At 67.0% G+C, this 18,740-nt stretch carries 17 protein-coding genes; 8 read left to right on the top strand and 9 right to left on the bottom strand.

Annotation, left to right across the window (positions count from 1 at the left end; all coding sequences use genetic code 11):
* Nucleotides 1–10: 10 nt before the first annotated feature.
* Nucleotides 11–1,231, bottom strand: a complete 1,221-nt coding sequence (locus GYB83_RS06875; protein ID WP_161894802.1) for a PucR family transcriptional regulator — start codon at nt 1,229–1,231, stop codon at nt 11–13.
* Between the two features lie 160 nt (nt 1,232–1,391).
* Between GYB83_RS06875 and GYB83_RS06870 the strand changes: the two genes are divergently transcribed.
* The 6 genes from GYB83_RS06870 (at nt 1,392) to GYB83_RS06845 (ending at nt 5,791) form a co-directional block, all read left to right on the top strand.
* On the top strand, nt 1,392–2,120 hold the full coding sequence (locus tag GYB83_RS06870) for a TetR/AcrR family transcriptional regulator (RefSeq protein WP_161894801.1): 729 nt from the start codon (nt 1,392–1,394) through the stop codon (nt 2,118–2,120).
* A gap of 96 nt (nt 2,121–2,216) precedes the next feature.
* Complete coding sequence (locus GYB83_RS06865; RefSeq protein WP_161894800.1) at nt 2,217–3,215, top strand: enoyl-CoA hydratase/isomerase family protein; 999 nt, start codon at nt 2,217–2,219, stop codon at nt 3,213–3,215.
* A 366-nt stretch (nt 3,216–3,581) separates the two neighbouring features.
* Nucleotides 3,582–4,202: an MspA family porin gene (locus GYB83_RS06860; protein ID WP_161894799.1), complete on the top strand. Its 621-nt coding sequence runs from the start codon at nt 3,582–3,584 to the stop codon at nt 4,200–4,202.
* Nucleotides 4,203–4,235: 33 nt separating this feature from the next.
* Complete coding sequence (locus GYB83_RS06855) at nt 4,236–4,502, top strand: hypothetical protein (protein ID WP_161894798.1); 267 nt, start codon at nt 4,236–4,238, stop codon at nt 4,500–4,502.
* Nucleotides 4,495–5,022 carry a barstar family protein gene (locus GYB83_RS06850; RefSeq protein WP_161894797.1) on the top strand — a complete coding sequence of 176 codons (528 nt, stop codon included), beginning with the start codon at nt 4,495–4,497 and terminating at the stop codon, nt 5,020–5,022. Before GYB83_RS06855 ends, GYB83_RS06850 begins: the two co-directional genes overlap by 8 nt.
* 235 nt (nt 5,023–5,257) lie before the next feature.
* A complete protein-coding gene (locus GYB83_RS06845; RefSeq protein ID WP_161894796.1) occupies nt 5,258–5,791 on the top strand; it encodes a hypothetical protein in 534 nt (177 codons plus the stop codon).
* A gap of 81 nt (nt 5,792–5,872) precedes the next feature.
* On the opposite strand, the gene GYB83_RS06840 is transcribed toward GYB83_RS06845, so the two are convergent.
* The 4 genes from GYB83_RS06840 to GYB83_RS06825 all read right to left on the bottom strand — a co-directional run bounded on the left by GYB83_RS06840 (nt 5,873) and on the right by GYB83_RS06825 (nt 10,314).
* On the bottom strand, nt 5,873–6,499 hold the full coding sequence (locus GYB83_RS06840; RefSeq protein WP_161894795.1) for a hypothetical protein: 627 nt from the start codon (nt 6,497–6,499) through the stop codon (nt 5,873–5,875).
* Between the two features lies 1 nt (nt 6,500).
* A complete protein-coding gene (locus GYB83_RS06835; RefSeq protein ID WP_161894794.1) occupies nt 6,501–8,114 on the bottom strand; it encodes a peptide chain release factor 3 in 1,614 nt (537 codons plus the stop codon).
* A 60-nt stretch (nt 8,115–8,174) separates the two neighbouring features.
* On the bottom strand, nt 8,175–9,221 hold the full coding sequence (locus tag GYB83_RS06830) for an alpha/beta hydrolase (RefSeq protein ID WP_161894793.1): 1,047 nt from the start codon (nt 9,219–9,221) through the stop codon (nt 8,175–8,177).
* Between the two features lie 73 nt (nt 9,222–9,294).
* Nucleotides 9,295–10,314, bottom strand: a complete 1,020-nt coding sequence (locus GYB83_RS06825) for a beta-ketoacyl-ACP synthase III (RefSeq protein WP_161894792.1) — start codon at nt 10,312–10,314, stop codon at nt 9,295–9,297.
* Nucleotides 10,315–10,480: 166 nt separating this feature from the next.
* Here GYB83_RS06825 and GYB83_RS06820 point away from each other — a divergent pair, with 166 nt between their 5' ends.
* Both GYB83_RS06820 and GYB83_RS06815 read left to right on the top strand, forming a co-directional pair.
* On the top strand, nt 10,481–11,479 hold the full coding sequence (locus tag GYB83_RS06820; RefSeq protein WP_161894791.1) for an ATP-binding cassette domain-containing protein: 999 nt from the start codon (nt 10,481–10,483) through the stop codon (nt 11,477–11,479).
* Nucleotides 11,479–12,240 (top strand): ABC transporter permease, encoded by a 762-nt coding sequence (locus tag GYB83_RS06815; RefSeq protein ID WP_161894790.1) that lies wholly within the window; start codon nt 11,479–11,481, stop codon nt 12,238–12,240. Before GYB83_RS06820 ends, GYB83_RS06815 begins: the two co-directional genes overlap by 1 nt.
* Nucleotides 12,241–12,311: 71 nt before the next feature.
* Here the strand turns inward: GYB83_RS06815 and GYB83_RS06810 are convergent, their stop codons facing one another.
* The 4 genes from GYB83_RS06810 to GYB83_RS06795 all read right to left on the bottom strand — a co-directional run bounded on the left by GYB83_RS06810 (nt 12,312) and on the right by GYB83_RS06795 (nt 18,732).
* The gene (locus GYB83_RS06810; protein ID WP_161894789.1) at nt 12,312–13,430 is read right to left on the bottom strand and encodes a beta-ketoacyl-ACP synthase 3; all 1,119 of its coding nucleotides are present in this window, start codon (nt 13,428–13,430) and stop codon (nt 12,312–12,314) included.
* A gap of 52 nt (nt 13,431–13,482) precedes the next feature.
* On the bottom strand, nt 13,483–14,760 hold the full coding sequence (locus tag GYB83_RS06805) for an MFS transporter (RefSeq protein WP_228461256.1): 1,278 nt from the start codon (nt 14,758–14,760) through the stop codon (nt 13,483–13,485).
* Entirely contained in the window at nt 14,757–16,112 is a 1,356-nt protein-coding gene (locus GYB83_RS06800; RefSeq protein WP_161894788.1) for a GH1 family beta-glucosidase, read from the bottom strand. Before GYB83_RS06800 ends, GYB83_RS06805 begins: the two co-directional genes overlap by 4 nt.
* Before the next feature lie 118 nt (nt 16,113–16,230).
* A complete protein-coding gene (locus GYB83_RS06795; protein WP_161894787.1) occupies nt 16,231–18,732 on the bottom strand; it encodes a helix-turn-helix transcriptional regulator in 2,502 nt (833 codons plus the stop codon).
* Between the last annotated feature and the right edge of the window lie 8 nt (nt 18,733–18,740).

Below are 18,740 nucleotides of genomic sequence, written 5' to 3'. Positions count from 1 at the left end.
GTGGCGGTTCTCAGTCGCGCAGCTGCACGAGCATGAGGGCCGCCACCACGCTCGCCGCGTTCTCGGCGAGCGGGACGGGCAGGAGGCTGTCGGCGCGAGCCAGGCGTCGTTCGACGGTGTTGCGGTGCGTGTAGAGCCGTTCGGCGGCGGCCGACGCGTTGAACCGCTCCTGCACGTAGGTGAGCGCCGTGTCGCGGAGGGTGGCGTCCGCGGACGCGAGGTCGCCGAGCGTGTCCTCGACGAACTGATCGGCGCGGCCCATGTCGGCGGTCAGCACCGAGATCAGGGCGACGTCCTGGTACCGGACGACAGTTCGTTCGGAGCCGACCTGTATCAGGACACGGTGTGCGGACATGGCGTCCAGATGGCTGCGGCGGAAGCCGTCGAGATCCTGGCCCGGTCTGCCGAACGCGACATGGATTCCGGCTGCGTCGTCGAGTGCTTCCTCGGTCGCTTCTACAGACGGAACCGAGTCGACAGGCAACCAGACCCAGAGCGCCGAGACGCTGGCGTTCACGGTGAGCCGCCGCGATGCGCCGCACAACCTCATCATCGACTCCGAGGCGGTGTCGAGCGCGACCGCTTGGGAAGTGGCGTCGCTCCAGATGACGGCGGCGACATGGTGTCCGGTGAGTGCGTACCCCAGTCGAGCCTCCGCATGGTCGCGTGCGATCGGCGCACCTTCGAGCAGCAGGTGAACCGTCGCCTGTCGTTCTGCGCTGCCGCCCCGGGTGAGCTCGGATCGTTCGCGCTCGACGTACTCGTCGAGGGCCGCGATGGAGTCGTCGATGAACGTCGACATGGATCGCTCGGAGATCTTCATCAACTCGCGCAGATCGTCGAGGTCGGACGTCGCGGTGAAGCACTCGTCCACCCACGCCGACCACGCGCCGTGTTGGGCGCCTCGCCACGATCCCAGATCGTGCATGTCGAGCCCGCGGCGTACCACGTCTCGAGCGAACTGCAGGATGTCCGGATCGTTGCTGGGTTGCACTCGTGCGCCGGGATTCTGAAGGTTGGCCGACAGCCAGTGGACCATGTTCGTCTTGTTCATCTGACGATCGGCGGCCGCCAGTTGGGGATCGTCGAGCACCGATCGGTACTCCGCCATCTCGTGGGCGACAGCGGTCAGCTCCTCGACCGCGGTCTCCGAGGACGCGAGGAGTCCCTCGGCGACTTCTCGGATCAACGCGGCGATGCGCCTGTCGGGGCGCGGCCAAGGCGACGTCATCTTCGAACTGTATTCCCTCGTGATGGATGGCATTGCCGGGTCTGGTCGGCAGGACATCCGAGTATATGTCGAATGACCAAGTCATATGACCACTACGCCGGACCTCGCTGGTACTCTCGCCAGTGATGTGATCATTTGTCTTGATCGGGAGGGGTGCGACGTGGCTAGGGTTCCCGCGGCGGAACGCCGTCAAGAATTGATCGATGCGGCAGTGACAGTCATCGCCGAGCGGGGCGTCGACGGCGCCACCACGCGTCGGATTGCCGAACAGGCCGACGCGCCGTTGGCGACCCTGCACTACTGCTTCTCGTCGAAGGAACTGCTGTTCAGTGCGGTCTTCGAGCACATCAGCGGGCTCTACTCCGAGGTCCTGAACAGCTATGACGTGCAGGGCGACATCGCCGCCGATGCACGCGGCCTGCTGTGCGCGGTGCTCGACTGGTACGTGGGCGATCCCGATATGACTGTGGCGATCTTCGAGCTGATCAGCTGGGCGCAGCGGCAAGACTCGGCCAAGGCGATCATGGTGTTCGACACGGCGCTGGCGACGGTGCGGTCGATCCTCGCCGACGCCGCGTCTGCGGCGGGTCGGGCCATCGACCTGGCGAAACTCGACGACCTCGGCTACATCGTCACCGTATTGTCCGACGGATTCGCGGTTCAATGGGCGACGTACGGGGTCGCGGGTCGGCGGGAAGTCGATCTCACCGTCGGTGCGTTGGACGCCTGGGTGGCGACCCACCTGGACCCGGATGCGGGCGGGGCGCCGATCCCGTCGGCGGTCGTCGAGTCCAGCAGTCCAGCGGCGTCGGGGGACGGCAAGACGCCGGGGGAGCCTCGGGTCGTCAATGCGTTCGCAAACCTCGTCTCCTGGGTGGGTGACGACTGAGCTGTTCTGCTCCCGCTCCAGAACGGCTGTACGCCCACCAGGCCAATTACTAGGACGCCCAAGTATTCGCGCCGAGGGTGCGCTAACGTGGCAGCCATGTCGTACATCCGCACCACCGTCGCGAACGGTGTCGGGGAGATCATCCTCGACCGCCCGAAGGCCCTGAACGCTCTCGATCAGACGATGATCGACGACCTCCACGATGTCCTCGAACGCTGGGCCGATGACGACTCCGTCGAGACCGTGCTCGTCACGTCGGCGAGTGAGCGGGCGTTCTGCGCGGGCGGCGACATCCGCGCCATCCGCGACAGCGCCATCGCGGGCGACGCCGCGGCCGTCACCCGTTATTTCGCGAGCGAGTACCGCGTCAACCAGATGATCGCTGAGTACCCGAAGCCGTATGTGGCGCTGATCGACGGCGCCGCGATGGGCGGCGGTTTGGGTATCAGCGTGCACGGCGAGATCCGCGTCGTCACCGAGAAGGCGATGATCGCGATGCCCGAGACGGCCATCGGCTTCTTCCCCGACGTGGGCTCGACGTACTTCCTGCCGCGTCTGCCGCAGGGCGTCGGCATGTGGCTCGGCCTGACCGGCGCGCGCCTGCGCGGCGCGGACGCGGTGGCCGTCGGCCTGGCGACGCATTTCGTCCCGTCATCCGAGTTGGGCGCCGTCGCCGACACCATCCGCTCGGGAGCGGGCCTCGCCGCTGCGCTCGCCGATCACCGTGATCCCGTCGAGACGACGGTGCCTCTAGCCAAGATCGCCGACTATTTCGGCGACACCGACGTCGACGCGATCGTCGGCGGGCTCCGCGGCGCGGTCGGCGACGAGTGGGCTGAGGAGATGCTGACGCTGATCGCGTCCGCGTCCCCGACGAGCATGTTCGTCACCGCCCGACTCCTCGAACTCGGGGCCACGTCGTCGCTCGCCGAATGCCTCGAACGCGAGTTGAGCACCGCCGAACGGATCACCGTGCACCCCGACTTCGTCGAAGGCGTCCGCGCGGTCCTCGTCGACAAGGACCGCAATCCGTCCTTCGCGCCGCCCACAATCGAGGAAGTCGACCCCGCGTCGATCGCCGACATCGTCGGCTGACGTCGGTTTGTCGCCGCACCTTCGGCGGTCCACCGCTCACTGAGCGGTCATAAGAAACTCGCTCGCTCCTGAAGATCATTCCGGGGGCGAGTGAGTCATATCTGCAGCTCTGATGTTCTTCGATTGGAGCCGAGCGGGGCTTCGTCAGCAGTTCTGCATAACATATTGTTCGACATTTCCGGGCAGGGTGGAAGCGTTTTCGTGTCGCGTTCGCCTGACGGTTGCCAGGGTCGTGGACGCCTGCTACCGTCGCTGAATCACCAAGGTAAGTTGAAGTCAATAGATCAGAACATGCGACCGTATGTCGAGTGTTCGTGTGGCTGGCCGTGAGCGTTCGGGAGTTGTGTTGTGCGGTTGATAGTTCGGGTGGTCGCGGTGGTGGCGGCGTCGGTTGCGCTGGTGGGCGTTGCTGGTGGTGGTGTGGCGTCGGCTGATCAGGTTCATCGGTTCCCCGATCGGACCGTGGTGAAGCGTTCTGATGATGGGTGGACGGTCCGGTTGACGAAGTCGGCGGAGAAGATCGTGTCGGTGCCGCCGCTCTCGCGCGGGGTCGGTTCGTTCGAAGCGTTCCTGGACTTGCGGGGCGAAGCCGAGATCACTGGACATGGTGCTGTACCAGTGGACGCTGCGGTCCTGACCTCGGGATATCAGTTGTCGTGTCAGTGGCAGATGTCATCGGTGAACGTGGGAATTTCTGGTGGTCCGACGGCGCAGGCGTCGATCACGTGGCCGCCGGCGGTGGTGTTCGGGGTGCAGGCGATGCCGACAGTGTCGACGACGTTGGCGAACGGGGCCACGGTCGATGTCAAGTTCGGCCAGAAAGCCCTGACTGGTGCGCGTGCGGGAACGCGCGCGGAGGGTGTTCGAGTCGAGATCTCCGGGTGTGTCGGCGCACGCCCCGCGGTGCGCGCCTACATTCGCGTCTCGATGGCAACGGCGGCCAATGACAACACGTTCACCATCTACGGGTCCCCGCACCTGCTGTAGCAGCCTGCCTACCGTCACGAGAAGGGATCCAATATGACGTTGACAGACAACACAACACGTATTGCTGACGATTCGCGGACGATAGATCATGCCGATTCCCCGGCTGGCGACGACCGGGAGGCGACGCGCGGTGAGGCCGGGTCGGTGCCGGTGGGCTCGATCGTCTTGTTCCTGCTCGGGTGCGGGGTTCTTGTCGCTGCTGCGATGACGGTGTCGAATCTGGGGTCGTGGGGTGCCCGGCAGTGTTTGGTACACGCCAAATCACTACTGGAATTTTTGGAGAGTGAAGTAAATGGCTGAAGCGCCCTTGGATGGGTCGAACTTCTCGATCCTTGTCGATAGCCTCTACGATACGTCTGGCGTTGAGTATGCGTCGCGGAAATCTGGCCGCTACCCCGTGCACGTTCGTGGATGGAAGTGCTTGACGTTCGGCGATCTATTCGATGAGTTTGCGGCAGCGTTTCAGTTTCCTTCGTACTTCGGATACAATCGCGATGCGCTGCTAGACTGCCTTCAGGATTTTTTCGACGAAGATCTTCGGTACCAGGCTGCGACCTCTGGTCTTGACCTGATCATCTGGCATGCGGATGAAGTACTGAGAGACGGAAGCGGATTGCAGGGCCGTGTCGATCTGGAAGTCTTTATCGATATATTGTGTTCGGCCATTTCGGAGATTCGCTCACCGGAGGGGATTCGGGCGGGCTTCGAGCCTGTGTCCAGGAGTGTTAACATCTACCTTCAGTTTGACGATGATGACGCGGCGAGCGATCTTGCTCGGTGGGCAAGTGTGGGGCTCCGCTTCTCCAAACTGGATCGGTAGCTGTTCTCACGATCCCGATGCGCCCCAAGCGTTCCTCCTGGTGAAAGTCTCGGAGCAATTTCGCGACGGCGTGGATTGGTGACTATGACGCGGGTTCTTCGGATTTGAATACGTTGGGACGTTTTCGGCGAGTTGGCCGAAGTGCGGTCGGGACCGTACTATCACAGAGTTGATTCTGATGCGGGCGGTACAGGCCGAAATTTCTGATGGAATTTCCGGAGGGTGAATTTGGTGGATGAATCGCTTCAAAGCGGACCTCTATTCTCATCGTGAGGGTTTTCCGGTCGAGATGACCATAGCTTCAGTGGGACCGGATTCCGTGGGCTGCAATGGGCGCTATGGTGCCATTGAAATCGTCGTTTCGGCGACCCTGGGAGATGAGGAGACGGGCAGGTACGAGGTCACGGTCAATTGGGAACAGTGGCAGGACTTCGAGAATGCGGCGGGGTATGAGTTCGAAGTTCTTAAAGAGTCGTTCGAAGCGGCAGTCAACGCTCTACATCCCACTGTTGCATCATTGAGGCCGGGTGTTCAGCTCGCGCACGCTTCGGGAGTCTCGCTTGACTTCGGAGATGCCGACCCCGTATCCATCGTGCCGGGGTGGCTGACGTACATTCGAGATCTATCTGGACGACTTGGTAGTGGTGACGATTTGAGCGGCAAGATTGTGCGAAGGCCTATGGCAGACGGGATTGTTCTCGAATTCAGCGGAGACTGGACGACGTTCGCTCCAGAAGACTCTGATGCGGTGTCGCGGGGCCTTCGATAACTTCATCCGTTTCGGTCGTCGAGATCGTCAGCTGGCGCGTACCGTTCCCGTTCGCTCAACTCAACGACCGGGCGCGGTCGCTCAGCGGACGTCGAAGCGACCGGAGAGCGCGGCGGTGGTCGCGGTCGGGGCGGTGGACGGGTCGTCGTAGGAGACGTCGTCCGAGGGGTCGAGCGGGTTCGCGGCCTGGGAGACGGCGGTCGGGCAGTCGAAGCGCCCGGCGGCACGGTGGGCGTTGCTCGAGGTGAGCGTGAGGCTGCACGTCGACGACGTGTAGTACGTGCCGCCGATGGAGACGCCGACGGTCGCGTTGATCGGGTGATTCAGTTTGCCGAGCGGCCTGGTGTCGGGGAGTTTGCCGCCGGCGAGGTCGACGCTGAGGAACTCGAGCTGAGCGCCATCGCCGCGTCCGCCGGAGAATGTGAACAACAGGGAGTCCGGCGGGACCTCCGGATTCGGATCGCCCCACTTCGCGAACTCGACGCACTGCTCGGAACCGGCGAGACTCACCTTGACCCGCATCGATCCACGGGTGAACCGCAGGTCGTAGCCCTGCCGTTCGACTTTCCCAGTTGCCGACGGTTCGTCGCACGCCGATGTCGCGAGCCGTTTCGCGCGCGGCGGCGACGGCGCACGCTCGGCCGACTCGGGCGTCGAGCACCCGGCCACGAGCAGTGCCGCACCGACGACGACCGCGACCCGGCGCACGTCAGTCGGCCGCGGCGACGAGGGGCTCGAGAAGCAGATCCTTGTGCTCCTTCTCGATGTACTGCAGACGCCACTTGTCGCTGAACAGGGCGAGGATCGCACCGTCGCTGCGGGTGAACACCTCGACGCCGCGCTGGCGGTTCAGTTCCACCGCGCTCGCCTCGTCGGTGCGGCGCGCCAGCGAGTAGCCGAGCGGCTCGATGATCGTGTCGACGTTGAACTCGGCCTTCATGCGGGCCGTGACGACCTCGAACTGCATCGGTCCGACGGCGGCCAACACCGGCGAGGCGTCACCGCGCAGATCGTTGCGCAGCACCTGGACGACGCCCTCGGCGTCGAGCTGGTCGATGGCCTTGCGGAACTGCTTGTACTTGTCGGCGGTGGTGACCCGCAGCGACGAGAAGTGCTCGGGTGCGAACGACGGGATCGGCGGGTACTGCACCTTCGGATCGAGGTACAGGGTGTCGCCGGGCGCCAGGGCCATCGCGTTGACGAGGCCGACGACATCGCCGGGGTAGGCGGTGTCGACGGTGGCACGGTCACGCCCGAACACGGCCTGCGCGTACTTCGTCGCGAACGGCTTCCCGGTCTGCGCATGGTTGACGACCATGCCGCGCTCGAACTCGCCCGACACGATCCGCATGTAGGCCAGCCGGTCTCGGTGGCTGGAGTCCATGCCGGCCTGCACCTTGAAGACGACGGCGCTGAACGGGTCGGTCACCTCGCGCGCCACGCCGTCGATCGACTCGCGTCCGCGCGGCGGGGGAGCGAACTCGACAAGCGCCTCCAACAGCTGTCGGACGCCGAAGTTCAGCATCGCGGAGGTGAAGATCATCGGCGACGTCTGGCCCGCCAGGAACATCTCCTGGTCGTGGTCCTGGCCCATCTCGGACAGCAGTTCGCTCTCCTCGGCGGCCGCAGTCCACGCGTCGCCCTCGGCTTCCGCTGCGGCATCGGCGTCGAGCAGGGTCTCGGGGGCGATCTTCGCGCCGCCCGCGGTGCGCGTGAACTTCACGTACTCGCCGGTGCGACGGTCCATCAGTCCGCGGAAATCGCCCGCGATGCCGACCGGAACGTACAGCGGAGTCGGGATCAGGCCGATGCGCTCGCTGATCTCGTCGATCAGTTCGAGCGGTGTCTGACCGGGGCGGTCCCACTTGTTGATGACGGTGATCACCGGGATGCCGCGGTGCCGACACACCTGGAACAGCTTCAACGTCTGCGGCTCCAGGCCCTTGGCCGCGTCGATCAGCATGACGGCCGCGTCGACCGCCGTCAGCACGCGGTAGGTGTCCTCCGAGAAGTCGGAGTGACCGGGCGTGTCGACGAGGTTGATGACGTGCGGGAAGTCCTTGTCGTCGTTCGTCGCTTCGCACGCGTACTTGAACTGCAGGGCCGTGGAGCTGACAGAGATGCCGCGGGCCTTCTCCATCTCCATCCAGTCCGACACGGTGGAGCGGCGGCCGCCCTTGCCGTGCACGGCTCCGGCCTCGCTGATCATGCGGGCGTGCAACGCCAGGGCCTCGGTCATCGTCGACTTGCCCGCGTCGGGATGGGAGATGATGGCGAACGTACGACGGCGCGTGACCTCGCGCCCGATGACCTCGGAACTCACCCGTCCACGCTATCGGTCCGCGGGCGGCGGCGGCAAAAGGGCGGCGGCGCACGAGGGCCGCTACCGGTACGACCGCGGTCCGATGAGGATCTCGTTCGCCTCGATGCCCGCGACGACGGCCGCGATGTTGTAGCCGGACATCCGTACAACGTTCCGTTTCGCGCCGTTGTCCTCGCTGCGGCCGTAGTCGGCGTGCCCTTCCACGCGGACGCGCTGCACGCCGGTCCGGTCGACGCCCGCCTCCGTGCTCAGGCGGGTCATGCCGACCTTGGACGGCCGCGCGCCCCAGCCGCGCCACGGCGCCCAGTTCGCGATCCGGTTCGACACCGGATCGTTCGGTGCGCTGAGGTAGTAGACGCTGCCGGGCGCGAGTCCGAGCTGTTCGACGTCGCGGATCGCCAGTCCGGGCGAGCCGTAGAACGCGGCGCGGTCGACTATCGGCCTGCCGTCGAGGGCCGGCCGCCCGCGGAGTCGTTGCAGGGCGTACGACGAGCAGAGTGAACCGTATGAGTGGCCGAGCAGGACGAGCTGGGTGTCCGGTGTGCGTCGCTTGATCCGGGTCAGGAAGGCCGCCAGCCGGGGAGCGCCGCGTCGGGCGCGGTGTCGGCTCATCACCTGAAGTCCGGACCGGACGAACGGCATCCAGCTGTGCGGATCTCTGCGGTCGAAACCGAGGAACGGATTGCCAGGCGTCTGATAGCCGATCCATGCGATGGCCGCGACCTTCGGCGCGTCGTCGCCGTCGATGAGAGCCAGCTGGCGGTGGGCCTCGTTGCGGAGGAGCCCGGCCTCGTTGACCATGCCGCCGACCGACCGTTCCGTGGTGCTGCCCATCCCCGGGACGGTCACGGCGATGCGGTCGGCGGTGTCGGGATCGCCGAGCGCGATCACCACGTGCGCCTGTTTGTCGCGCGCGTCGAACTCGAGGACGAACACGTCGTCGCCGATGATCGCGTCGGTGATCGCGCGCAGTTCCGACAGTCGACGCTCGTCGCCCGCGGTCCGGGCTCGGGCGGCCTCGGTCTCCAGTTCGGCCCGGTTGGACCGATCGAGTTCCACCGACGGGATCAGCGTCGACGGGCCGGAACCGACCCTGCTGTCAGCCATTCGCACACACCTCTCGCCCCTGTCCGTCGCCCGCCTGCGGCGCCGGTCTTCTACAGGGTAGTGGCGGGCGCCGTCACTCGAACGGAATGGGCGGCATGGTGACGACCTGCGCCGCGTACGACAGTCCTGCGCCGTAGCCGAGCAGCAGCGCCGTGTCGCCGGGCTTGGCCTGCCCGGTCGACAGCATCTGTTCCATCGCGAGCGGGATCGACGCCGCAGAGGTGTTGCCGGTGTTCTCGATGTCGTTCGCGACGCGCGTCGTCTCCGGGAACTTGAGGCTGCGGGCGAGAAGATCGTTGATCCGGGAATTGGCCTGATGGGGGACGAAGACGTCGATCTCGGAGGCGTCGACCTTCGCGACGTCGAGCGCGCGCTGCGCGGCCTTGCCCATCTCGAACGCAGCCCAGCGGAACACGGCGGTCCCCTCCAGGCGCAGGTAGGGGCGCTTGGCGTGATCGTCGGAGTCCATGTACTCGATCCAGTCGATGTCCTGACGGATCGCGTCGTACTGGGTGCCGTCGCTGCCCCACACCACGGGGCCGAGGCCCTGGCGTTCCGTCGGGCCGACCACCACGGCGCCCGCGCCGTCGCCGAAGATGAAGCAGTTGCCTCGGTCGGTCATGTCGAGCGCCACCGACAGCTGCTCGGCGCCGACGACGAGCACGTGGGTCGCGCTTCCGCCGCGGACCATGTCGGCCGCCAACGACATCGCGTACCCGAAGCCCGCGCAACCGACGGTCACGTCGAACGCCGGGACGCCGTTCGCGCCGAGCTCGGTCGCGAGCTTCACCGCCCCGGCCGGGGTCAGCAGCAGGTGCGTGTTGGTCGCGAGGATCACCGCGTCGATGTCCGACGGCGACAGCAGTGCGTTCGCGATCGCCGTCCGTCCGGCGTTGACGCCCATCTCGACGACGGTCTCGTCGCGGCGCGCGAACCGGCGCGACTTGATGCCCGTCCGCGTGAAGATCCACTCGTCCGACGAGTCGATGTTCCGACAGATCTCGTCGTTCGTGACCACTCGCTCGGGCCGGTAGGCCCCGATCCCGAGCATTCCGATGTTCTTGACGCCGACGGCCTCGTGAAGGTCCACCATGAGCGCACTCCTTCGATGCTGATCTCGCCTCTCGAAGATCCACGCTCTCATGTGACGCCGGTTACCGGGAAGTATTCATCCGGCGTCGGTGTGGACGCGCTGCGAATTGTCGGACCCTTCGGGTAAACCTGACTGCATCGAACGGACGACAGTGAGGCGCTTGGAAATGATTCACGCGAGAGGTCTGGTTCAGACCTTCACGACGGGCAGAGGAAAACAGACGAAGGAGGTCCGCGCGGTCGACGGGGTCGACCTCGACATCGCCGAAGGCGAGGTCGTCGGCTTCCTCGGTCCAAACGGCGCGGGCAAGACGACCACCCTGCGCATGCTCACCACCCTCCTGCGTCCCACCTCGGGGACGGCGACGGTGAACGGCTACGACGTTCTCACACAGTCCGTGCAGGTCCGCCGCAGCATCGGGTACGTGTCGCAGGCCGGGTCGACGTTCTCGCAGGCCCTCGCGGGCGACGAGGTCAGCGACCACGGCCAGCTGTACGGCATGAGCAGGCGCGACGCCGTCGCGCGCGGCAAGCAACTGTTCGACGATCTGCAGCTCGACGGACTGTGGGACCGCATGCCGAAGAACATGTCCGGCGGGCAGAAGCGCCGCCTCGACATCGTCATGGGTCTCATCCACGATCCGACTCTCGTCTTCCTCGACGAGCCGACCACCGGACTCGACCCGCAGGCCCGCGCCAACCTGTGGGAGCACATAGCCAGGCTCCGCACGGAGCGGGGCGCGACGGTCTTCCTGACCACGCACTACCTCGACGAGGCCGACGCGCTGTCGGACCGCATCCTCATCATCGACAACGGCCGGATCGTCGCGGCCGACACGCCGGACAACCTGAAGTCGCAGGTGTCGGGCGATCTCGTCCGGCTCGAGTTCGCGGACGCCGCACACGTCCCGAACGTCGCGACGGCCCTCGGCGACATCGGCTCGGACGTCGTCGTCGACGGGGCCGCCGTGAGCGCCCGTGTGCGCGGTTCGGCGCGGATCGTGCCAGGGCTGCTGCGCGACCTGGAGGCGCGCGGCGCGACGCTCGACTCCATCGAGATCGTCAAACCGACGCTCGACGACGTGTTCCTCACCCTCACCGGTCGATCCCTGCGCGACGAGACGTCGACGCCGGACACCGCCCAGCCCGACAAGGAGATCGCGTGATGAGGTTCTTCACCGAGTCGTACATCGTCTTCCGCAGGCAGCTGCGGATGAACCTGCGCAACCCCGCATGGGTGCTGATCGGCATCATGCAGCCGGTCATGTACCTGCTGCTGTTCGGTCCGCTGCTCAAACCCCTCGTGAGTCAGTTCCCCGGCGCCGGCGACAACGCGTACACGTTCTTCGTCCCCGGACTCCTCGTGCAGCTCGGCATCTTCGGCGCCATGTTCGCGGGCTTCAGCCTCATCGGCGAATGGCGTGAGGGAGTCATCGAGGCCGAACGGGTGACGCCCGCGAGCCGCACGGCGCTGCTGTTCGGACGCATCCTGCGCGACCTGCTGCAACTGCTGGTCCAGGCGTTGATCCTGATCGGCCTCGGCTTCGCGATGGGAATGCGCGGGTCGATCGGCGGCGTGATCGTCGGGCTCGTCATCACGCTGCTCGTCGGCGGAGCGTGTGCCGCGGCGTCGAACGCCCTCGCCCTCACCACCAAGAGCGAAGACGTCATGGCCCCCGTCATCAACATGGTGATGATGCCGATCCTGCTGTTGTCGGGCATCTTGCTGCCGATGACGATCGGCCCGGACTGGCTCAAGCGGATCAGCGACTTCATCCCGTTCCGGTGGATCACCGACGCGGTCCGCTCGTCGTTCCTCGGCGACGTCATGACCACGACGGTCCTGTGGGGACTCCTCGCGGCGATCGTCCTCTCGGCGCTCGCCGCCTGGTGGGGGACGTCGGTGTTCCGCAAGGAGAACGCCTGACCTTTCGACCCCCACCCGCTCAACGGACGGGGGCCAACATAGAAGCGTCGAAAGGTCTACCGCGTCAACGCCTACGGCAGGCGCAGATGCTTGGCGAGGGGGCCCGCGGCGGCGTCGCCGAGACCGTCGAAGCTCGTGACCTTCGGTGCGGGGGGCATCGTGACGACGCCGCCCGCGTAGCTCAGGCCCGCGCCGAAGCCGAGGATCAGCGCGGTCTCGCCGCCCTTGGCCTTGCCGGTGGCGAGCATCTCCTCCATCGCGAGGGGGATCGACGCCGCCGACGTGTTGCCGGTGGTCTCGATGTCGTTCGCCATCGGCAGCTCGTCGGGGAAGCCGAGGTTCTTCTTCATCAGGTCGTTGATGCGGGCGTTCGCCTGATGCGGGATGAACACCTCGATGTCGTCGACACCGGCGCCCGACTCGGTGAGCATGGCGGTCAGCGCCTTCGGGAGGGTGATGGCGGCCCAGCGGAACACCTTCGGGCCCTCCATGTGGATCACCATGCGACCGACGGGATCGGTCTCCGGGTCCTTGCCCTGGTAGTCGACCGAGCGGGCCATGTAGTCGACGGTGTTGATGTTCTGGATGATCGCGTCGGCGTTGTCGCCGTCGCTGCCCGACACCATCTTCGAGATGCCGTTGACCTCGCTCGGGCCGACGACCACGGCTCCCGCGCCGTCACCGAAGATGAAGCCGGTGCCGCGGTCGGTCACGTCGAGGCCGACGGACATCGTCTCGGCCCCGATCACGACGACGTAGGTTGCACTGCCCGCGCGGATCGCGTCGGCCGCGACGCCGAGGGCGTAACCGAAGCCGCCGCAACCGGCCGACACGTCGAACGCGGGGATGCCGTTGATGCCGATGTCGGACGCGATGATCGGTGCGCCGTGCGGAACGTTGTACGGCCAGCTGCTGGCGGCGAGGATCAGCATGTCGATCTTCTCGCGGTCGACGCCGGAGTTGACGATGGCGCGTTCGGCGGCCGCCGCCGACATCGACCGCATCGTCTCGTCACCACTGATCCATCGACGACTGCGGATGCCGCTGCGCTCGTAGATCCACTGATCCGACGAGTCGAGAACGGTGCACAATTCGTCGTTGGTCACGACCCGGGAGGGGCGGTAGGCGCCGATGCCTAGCATCGCCACATTCGGATGTCCCGAGGGTGTCACCAGTGTCGCCACGTGCATCGTCCTTCTGTAGAGCTCAAGTGTTGTCGTCTGTCCGGTCGATCGACGGCCGTCAGGTGGAACTGATTCTAGTGACCGCCGGAACCTTGCGGGCACCCAGCGTCATCAGACCCCCGACGATCGACAGGACGAAGCCCATGAAGAACACCAGCCAGAATCCGCCGACCAGCGACACGAGGCCCGCACCGAGGACGGGGCCGACGAGCTGACCGAGGGCCGCGGTGGTGTTGACGATGCCGAGGTCGCGGCCGTGGTCGTCCTCGTGGGGCAGGAGGTCCGTGGCGTAGGCGAGGCCGACGGTCGAGAACGCGCCGTAGCCGACACCCATGAACGCCGCGCCGATCATGGTCGCGGTGAACGTCGGGCTGATCACGATGATCAGTCCGGAGAGCGACTGGACGAGAGCCGACACGATCGTCAGGCCGCGCCGGTCCCAGCCGCGGTCGGCGAGCGACCCGGCGATGATCGACGCGATCACCACGAACACGGTGTAGACCACCACGAGAAGGATCAAGTTCCCTTCGGCGGTGTCCTTGTCCTGGTTCAGGCCGTACAGCAGGAAGAACAGGAACAGCGACGTGCCGAGCGCGTTTCCGACGTTGGCGACGAAGCGACCCGCGAGCATCCACGAGAAGTCCTTGTCGCGGAACGATTCCCACCGGCCACGGGTCGGATCGAGGGTGGCCCGGGCGGCGGTCACGTCGACCGGCGGGTCGGGCAGCACCAGGGTGGCCCAGGTGCCGACGACGGCGATGAGGACGGCGAGGATCAGGTAACCGGCCCACGGGTCGAGGTTGAGGCTGCCGATCGCGCCGACTCCGACGACGATGCCGAGGGCCTGCGACGCGCCGACTGCCGCCGACGCCGCGCCGCGCTGGTCGTCGGGCAGCTGGTCGGCGATCAGTGCGGTGAACGACGCGGATGCGACGCCGACGCCGATGCAGACGCCGATCCACGCGGCACCGATCACCCACGTGGAGTGGGTGACGCCGACGAGGACGAGGAACACCGCCATCAGCCAGGTGCCGATCAGCGACCACACGCGGCGTCGTCCGCCGAGCCATGCCGGGAGACGGGAACTGTCGGTGCGGTCCGACCACGCCCCGGCGAGCGGGCCCGCGATGACGCCCGCGAGGCCGCCCGCGCCGAGGATCAGCCCGGAGATGACGACGGTGTGGATCCATTCGTCGCCGCCCTGCGAGTTCTCCTGGTCGAGCTGGAGGGGAAGCAGCAGTTGCAGCGGGGTCAGCTGGACCATCCAGATGACGAGCCAGGCGACGGTGAACAGGGTCAGCCAGCTGCGGCTGCCCGCCTTCATTGCAGTGCTCACTTACGGTTCTCCGCGATCACTCGGCGATACCAGTCGTACGACGCCTTCGGCGTGCGCTTCGCGGTCTCGAAATCGATGTGGGTGAGGCCGAAACGCTGTGTGTAGCCGTCGGCCCATTCGAAATTGTCGACGAGCGACCACACGGTGTACTCGTCGACTCGCACTCCGGCGCTCATCGCTTCACCGACGGCACGGATGTGACCGTCGATGTACGCGATCCGGTCGACGTCGTCGATGCCGCCGTCCGCGGTGTCCGGTTCCGGGAACGATGCACCGTTCTCGCTGATCACGACGGGCGGCAGGTTCGGGTAGCGGTCGGCCAGGTCGATCAGCAGGTCGCGCAGGGCGTCCGGCTTGATTCCCCAGTCGGGGCCGAAACCGGTGTGCGGCACGTCGGGAGTCGGGACGATCTCGAACGGGATCGGGATGTCCGGCGCGGGTGCGGCGATGGTCGTCGGATTGTAGAAGTTGACCGCGTAGAAGTCGGGCCGTGTCGCGATGACGTCCATGTCGCCGTCGCGGACGGGCAGGTCGACGTCGCCGTACGCGGACAGGTCGGGGTACCGGCCGGTGAGGACGGGATCGGCGAACAGACGGTTGTGCAGTGTGTCGTACGCGGCCGCGGCGGCCCGGTCGTCCGCGGAGTCGGTGAGCGGATACACGTGCGTGTGATTGTTGGCGACGCCGACGGCCGTCGCGCCGTGCTCGCGGAACACACGAGTCGCGTAGCCGTGCGCCAGGAGTTGATGATGCGCGGTCGGAATGGCGTCGAACAGCAGGAACTCGCCCGGCGCGAGCTCGCCGACCGCGTAGCCCTGCAGGGTTGTCATCGCGGGTTCGTTGACGGTGTACCAGTTCGTCACGCGGTCGCCGAGGCGCTCGGCGACGATGCCGGCGTAGTCGGTGAAGCGTTCGACGACGTCGCGGCCCGTCCACCCGCCCTCCTCGTGCAACGGGACCGGCAGGTCCCAGTGGTACAGGGTCGGGAACGGGGTGACGCCGGCCTCGAGCAGATCGTCGACGAGCCGCGAGTAGTAGTCGAGCCCCGCGGCGTTGGCGGATCCGGAGCCGGTGGGCTGGACGCGGGTCCAGGAGATGGAGAACCGGTAGCGGTCGAGTCCGAGCCCGGCCGCGAGCGCGACGTCCTCGGTCCAGCGGTGGTAGCTGTCGGCTCCGGGCTCGGCGGTCGAGCCGTCCTTGACCTTGCCCGGGGTGTCGACCCAGGTGTCCCACACGGATCGGCCGCGGCCGCCCTCGGCGCGGGCGCCCTCGATCTGGAATGCGGCCGTCGCCGACGACCAGCGGACGGGGGACGGCAAGACCGGTAGGTCCGGCGGGGTGACGGTCGACATCGTCGGGACGCTCCTGAGTTCTCGATCACTTGTAGATCATTTGATCCAGTTGGTGAATGCTAGCTCAGGATCGTCGCTCGTGACGAGTGTCACCGAGACTGTGCCCGCTCGACGACGGTCACCGCTCGGATCGGCGGACGGGCGCGCCGAGGATTTGACCTGCCCGGTACAAGTGGCCCTCGACGGTGCGGATAGACAATCCCATCGCGGCCGCGATCTGGGTGTTCGACAACCCTTCGCGGGCCAACGACAGCGCTTGGCGTTGCCGATCGGTGAGACGATCCCGCGTGTGATGAGCGCGCACGGCCGGCGTCGACGTGTGGTGGGCGCGAATATGGCCGGCGATGAAACTGTCGGCCGACACCGCGAGTCCCGGATGGCCGTCGCGGTGGAAGATGTCGCTCGCCTGTGCGAACGCGTCGACCGCCGCGTCCGAACAGCCGATGTCGAGGTAGCGTTCGGCGACCGCGAGCAGGGTGTCGGGATCGCGGTCGGTGAGCGCGCGGGCATGCGCGGCGGCCGCCTGGGCGCGCGGCGCATCGGGCATCGCGGCGGCCAGAATCGCCAGCCGATCATGTTGGTCGGTGTCGCCGAACCGTACGAGTGTCTGCCTGCACACGACTTCGGAGGCGGGTTGGCCGCGGACGGCGGCGAGTTCGGCCGCGGCCGTCGCTTCGGTACGCGCCGCCGTCGCCGACCCGGCGCGAGCGAGCCGCCAGGCGCGGATGAGCCGCACACGGACGTCGATCCGAGGTCCGGTCACCGCGGCGACGGCGTCGATCTCGGCGATCAGCTCATCGAGGTCCGCGGCGTCCGACTCGACATCGGTCTGGGCGAGGAGTTCGGCGCGTTCCACGGCGAACGGCAGCCACTGGAATGCGGGGGCCGACTGATCCTGGAACCCCCGGTGGGCGGCCGCGAGGAGGCCGCGGGCCGCGGTCGGTTCGCCGTCGACGACGGCGACGAGCCCCGAGAGGCCGGTGAGCCAGTGCTGGCCCGGTGACGGCACGTCGTCGACGTTGCTGATCACTCCGGCTTCGACGGCGTGCACGCCGTCGCGATCGCCGAGGAGATGGCTGCCTGCCGCACACAGGTAGGCGAGGGCTGCGCGGTGGTGGGGGATCGAGGCCCATCCGGGGCCACTGCAGCGTTCGATCAGGGCGGCGAGCAGGTCGCGGCGGCCGCAGTCTGCGGCCGCGATCGCCGTCGCCAGGTCGACGAGCATTCGGGTCAGGTCGCCGACGGACTCGTTCATCAGCCGTTCGAGAACGTCGAGGGCAGCGGCGGATTCGCCGCGTTCGCATGCGACGAAGGCGGATGCGCTCTGGTACGAGGGCCCGAGGAGCTCTCGCTGCTCGTCGATGATCCGCTGGGCGTGCGCCGGATCGCCGAGGGCGAGCACCGCGTTGTTCACGCGCAACAGCACGGCGGCCGCGCGCAGCGACGGATCGTCGTCGCCGACGCGCGCGAGCACCCGGTCGGCGTCGTGTCCCGCGCCGAGCAGGCACAGTGCGTACCCTTCGCTGAGCCGGGCGTGGTTGCGGTACGGACCCGCGGCGACCGCTCGGCAGTACTCCAGCGCCTTCGGCAGCGCGAGAGTGCGGATCGCGGCGTGTGCGCCCACCGCGAGAATGAGGTCCTGTTGGTGCTTGTCGGGATTGTCGAGTGCGGCGTTTGCGGCTGCGATGTCGAGCGCCGGGCTCGACGGCATGGGCGCGCCCGCCGTATGGGCCGCGCTCAACATGCCTCCGAGGCGGCGCAGGCGTGCCACGGACACGGAACTGCGGGCGGCCGTACGGTACATCGGGTTCGCGGCACGCACCAAACGTGCGGCGTCATCGATGTCGACCAGGCCGACCTTCTGTGCGGCATCGATCGACGTGCTGCCGACAACGGCGGCAAGTGTGCGGTACGGCAGTTCGTCGATCTCGATGAGGCAGGTCAGGACATCACGTACCCCGTCGCCCGCGCGGGCCATGATCCCGTCGACGAGGTAGCGCACCGACGGCGGAGGTTCGGGCTGTCGGTGCAGGCTCCACGTGCCGCCGTGGGCGACGAGGGCTCCCGTCGCGATCGCGTGCTCGGTCGCCGCGACGAGAAGCCCAGGAACGGACGCCGTCATCCGGGACAGTCTGGCCGCGGTGAGGCTGTCGACCGCGCCGAGGCGGGCTCGAAGGAAGTCGACTGTCGTGTCGTCGTCGAGGGGATCGAGCGTGACGACGGCGGTCAGCGAGTCGGTGGTGATGCGAAGAGTCCGGAGCATCGACGGCAGGCAGGCGGCCGTCAACAGCACTGCTGCCGACCGGCTCCTCCCGTCGATGGTCGCGGTGACCGTTGCGGCTGTCGGCGCGTCGAGAAGGTCGGCGTCGTCGACGACGAGCACCGATCCGGAATCGAGGGCGAGATCGCGGGTCGGGAGGCCGAGAGCGCCGAGGGCGCCGTCGACGGTCACGACGGACGGACCCGCGACCGTCATGAACTCGGTGATCAGCCGGGACTTCCCCGATCCGGGGCATCCGATCACGGCTACGACCGGAGCGGTGTGGCCGGACGGCCGGAAGGAGCGCAGCACCGTGGAGAATTCCGCGGCGCGTCCGACCCACGGCCAACGGACGGGCATGGGCGAAC

Origin of the sequence: Gordonia spumicola, assembly GCF_009932475.1 — a bacterium.
Classification (GTDB): Bacteria; Actinomycetota; Actinomycetes; order Mycobacteriales; family Mycobacteriaceae; genus Gordonia; species Gordonia spumicola.
This window is presented reverse-complemented; position numbering and strand designations above follow the sequence as displayed.

What these genes read in the sequence shown, in the direction of transcription:
- GYB83_RS06875 (WP_161894802.1), bottom strand. Translation starts at nt 1,231, where the DNA reads ATGACGTCGCCTTGGCCGCGCCCCGACAGGCGCATCGCCGCGTTGATC.
- GYB83_RS06865 (WP_161894800.1), top strand. Translation starts at nt 2,217, where the DNA reads ATGTCGTACATCCGCACCACCGTCGCGAACGGTGTCGGGGAGATCATC.
- GYB83_RS06855 (WP_161894798.1), top strand. Translation starts at nt 4,236, where the DNA reads ATGACGTTGACAGACAACACAACACGTATTGCTGACGATTCGCGGACG.
- GYB83_RS06850 (WP_161894797.1), top strand. Translation starts at nt 4,495, where the DNA reads ATGGCTGAAGCGCCCTTGGATGGGTCGAACTTCTCGATCCTTGTCGAT.
- GYB83_RS06845 (WP_161894796.1), top strand. Translation starts at nt 5,258, where the DNA reads ATGAATCGCTTCAAAGCGGACCTCTATTCTCATCGTGAGGGTTTTCCG.
- GYB83_RS06830 (WP_161894793.1), bottom strand. Translation starts at nt 9,221, where the DNA reads ATGGCTGACAGCAGGGTCGGTTCCGGCCCGTCGACGCTGATCCCGTCG.
- GYB83_RS06825 (WP_161894792.1), bottom strand. Translation starts at nt 10,314, where the DNA reads ATGGTGGACCTTCACGAGGCCGTCGGCGTCAAGAACATCGGAATGCTC.
- GYB83_RS06820 (WP_161894791.1), top strand. Translation starts at nt 10,481, where the DNA reads ATGATTCACGCGAGAGGTCTGGTTCAGACCTTCACGACGGGCAGAGGA.
- GYB83_RS06815 (WP_161894790.1), top strand. Translation starts at nt 11,479, where the DNA reads ATGAGGTTCTTCACCGAGTCGTACATCGTCTTCCGCAGGCAGCTGCGG.
- GYB83_RS06810 (WP_161894789.1), bottom strand. Translation starts at nt 13,430, where the DNA reads ATGCACGTGGCGACACTGGTGACACCCTCGGGACATCCGAATGTGGCG.
- GYB83_RS06800 (WP_161894788.1), bottom strand. Translation starts at nt 16,112, where the DNA reads ATGTCGACCGTCACCCCGCCGGACCTACCGGTCTTGCCGTCCCCCGTC.
- GYB83_RS06795 (WP_161894787.1), bottom strand. Translation starts at nt 18,732, where the DNA reads ATGCCCGTCCGTTGGCCGTGGGTCGGACGCGCCGCGGAATTCTCCACG.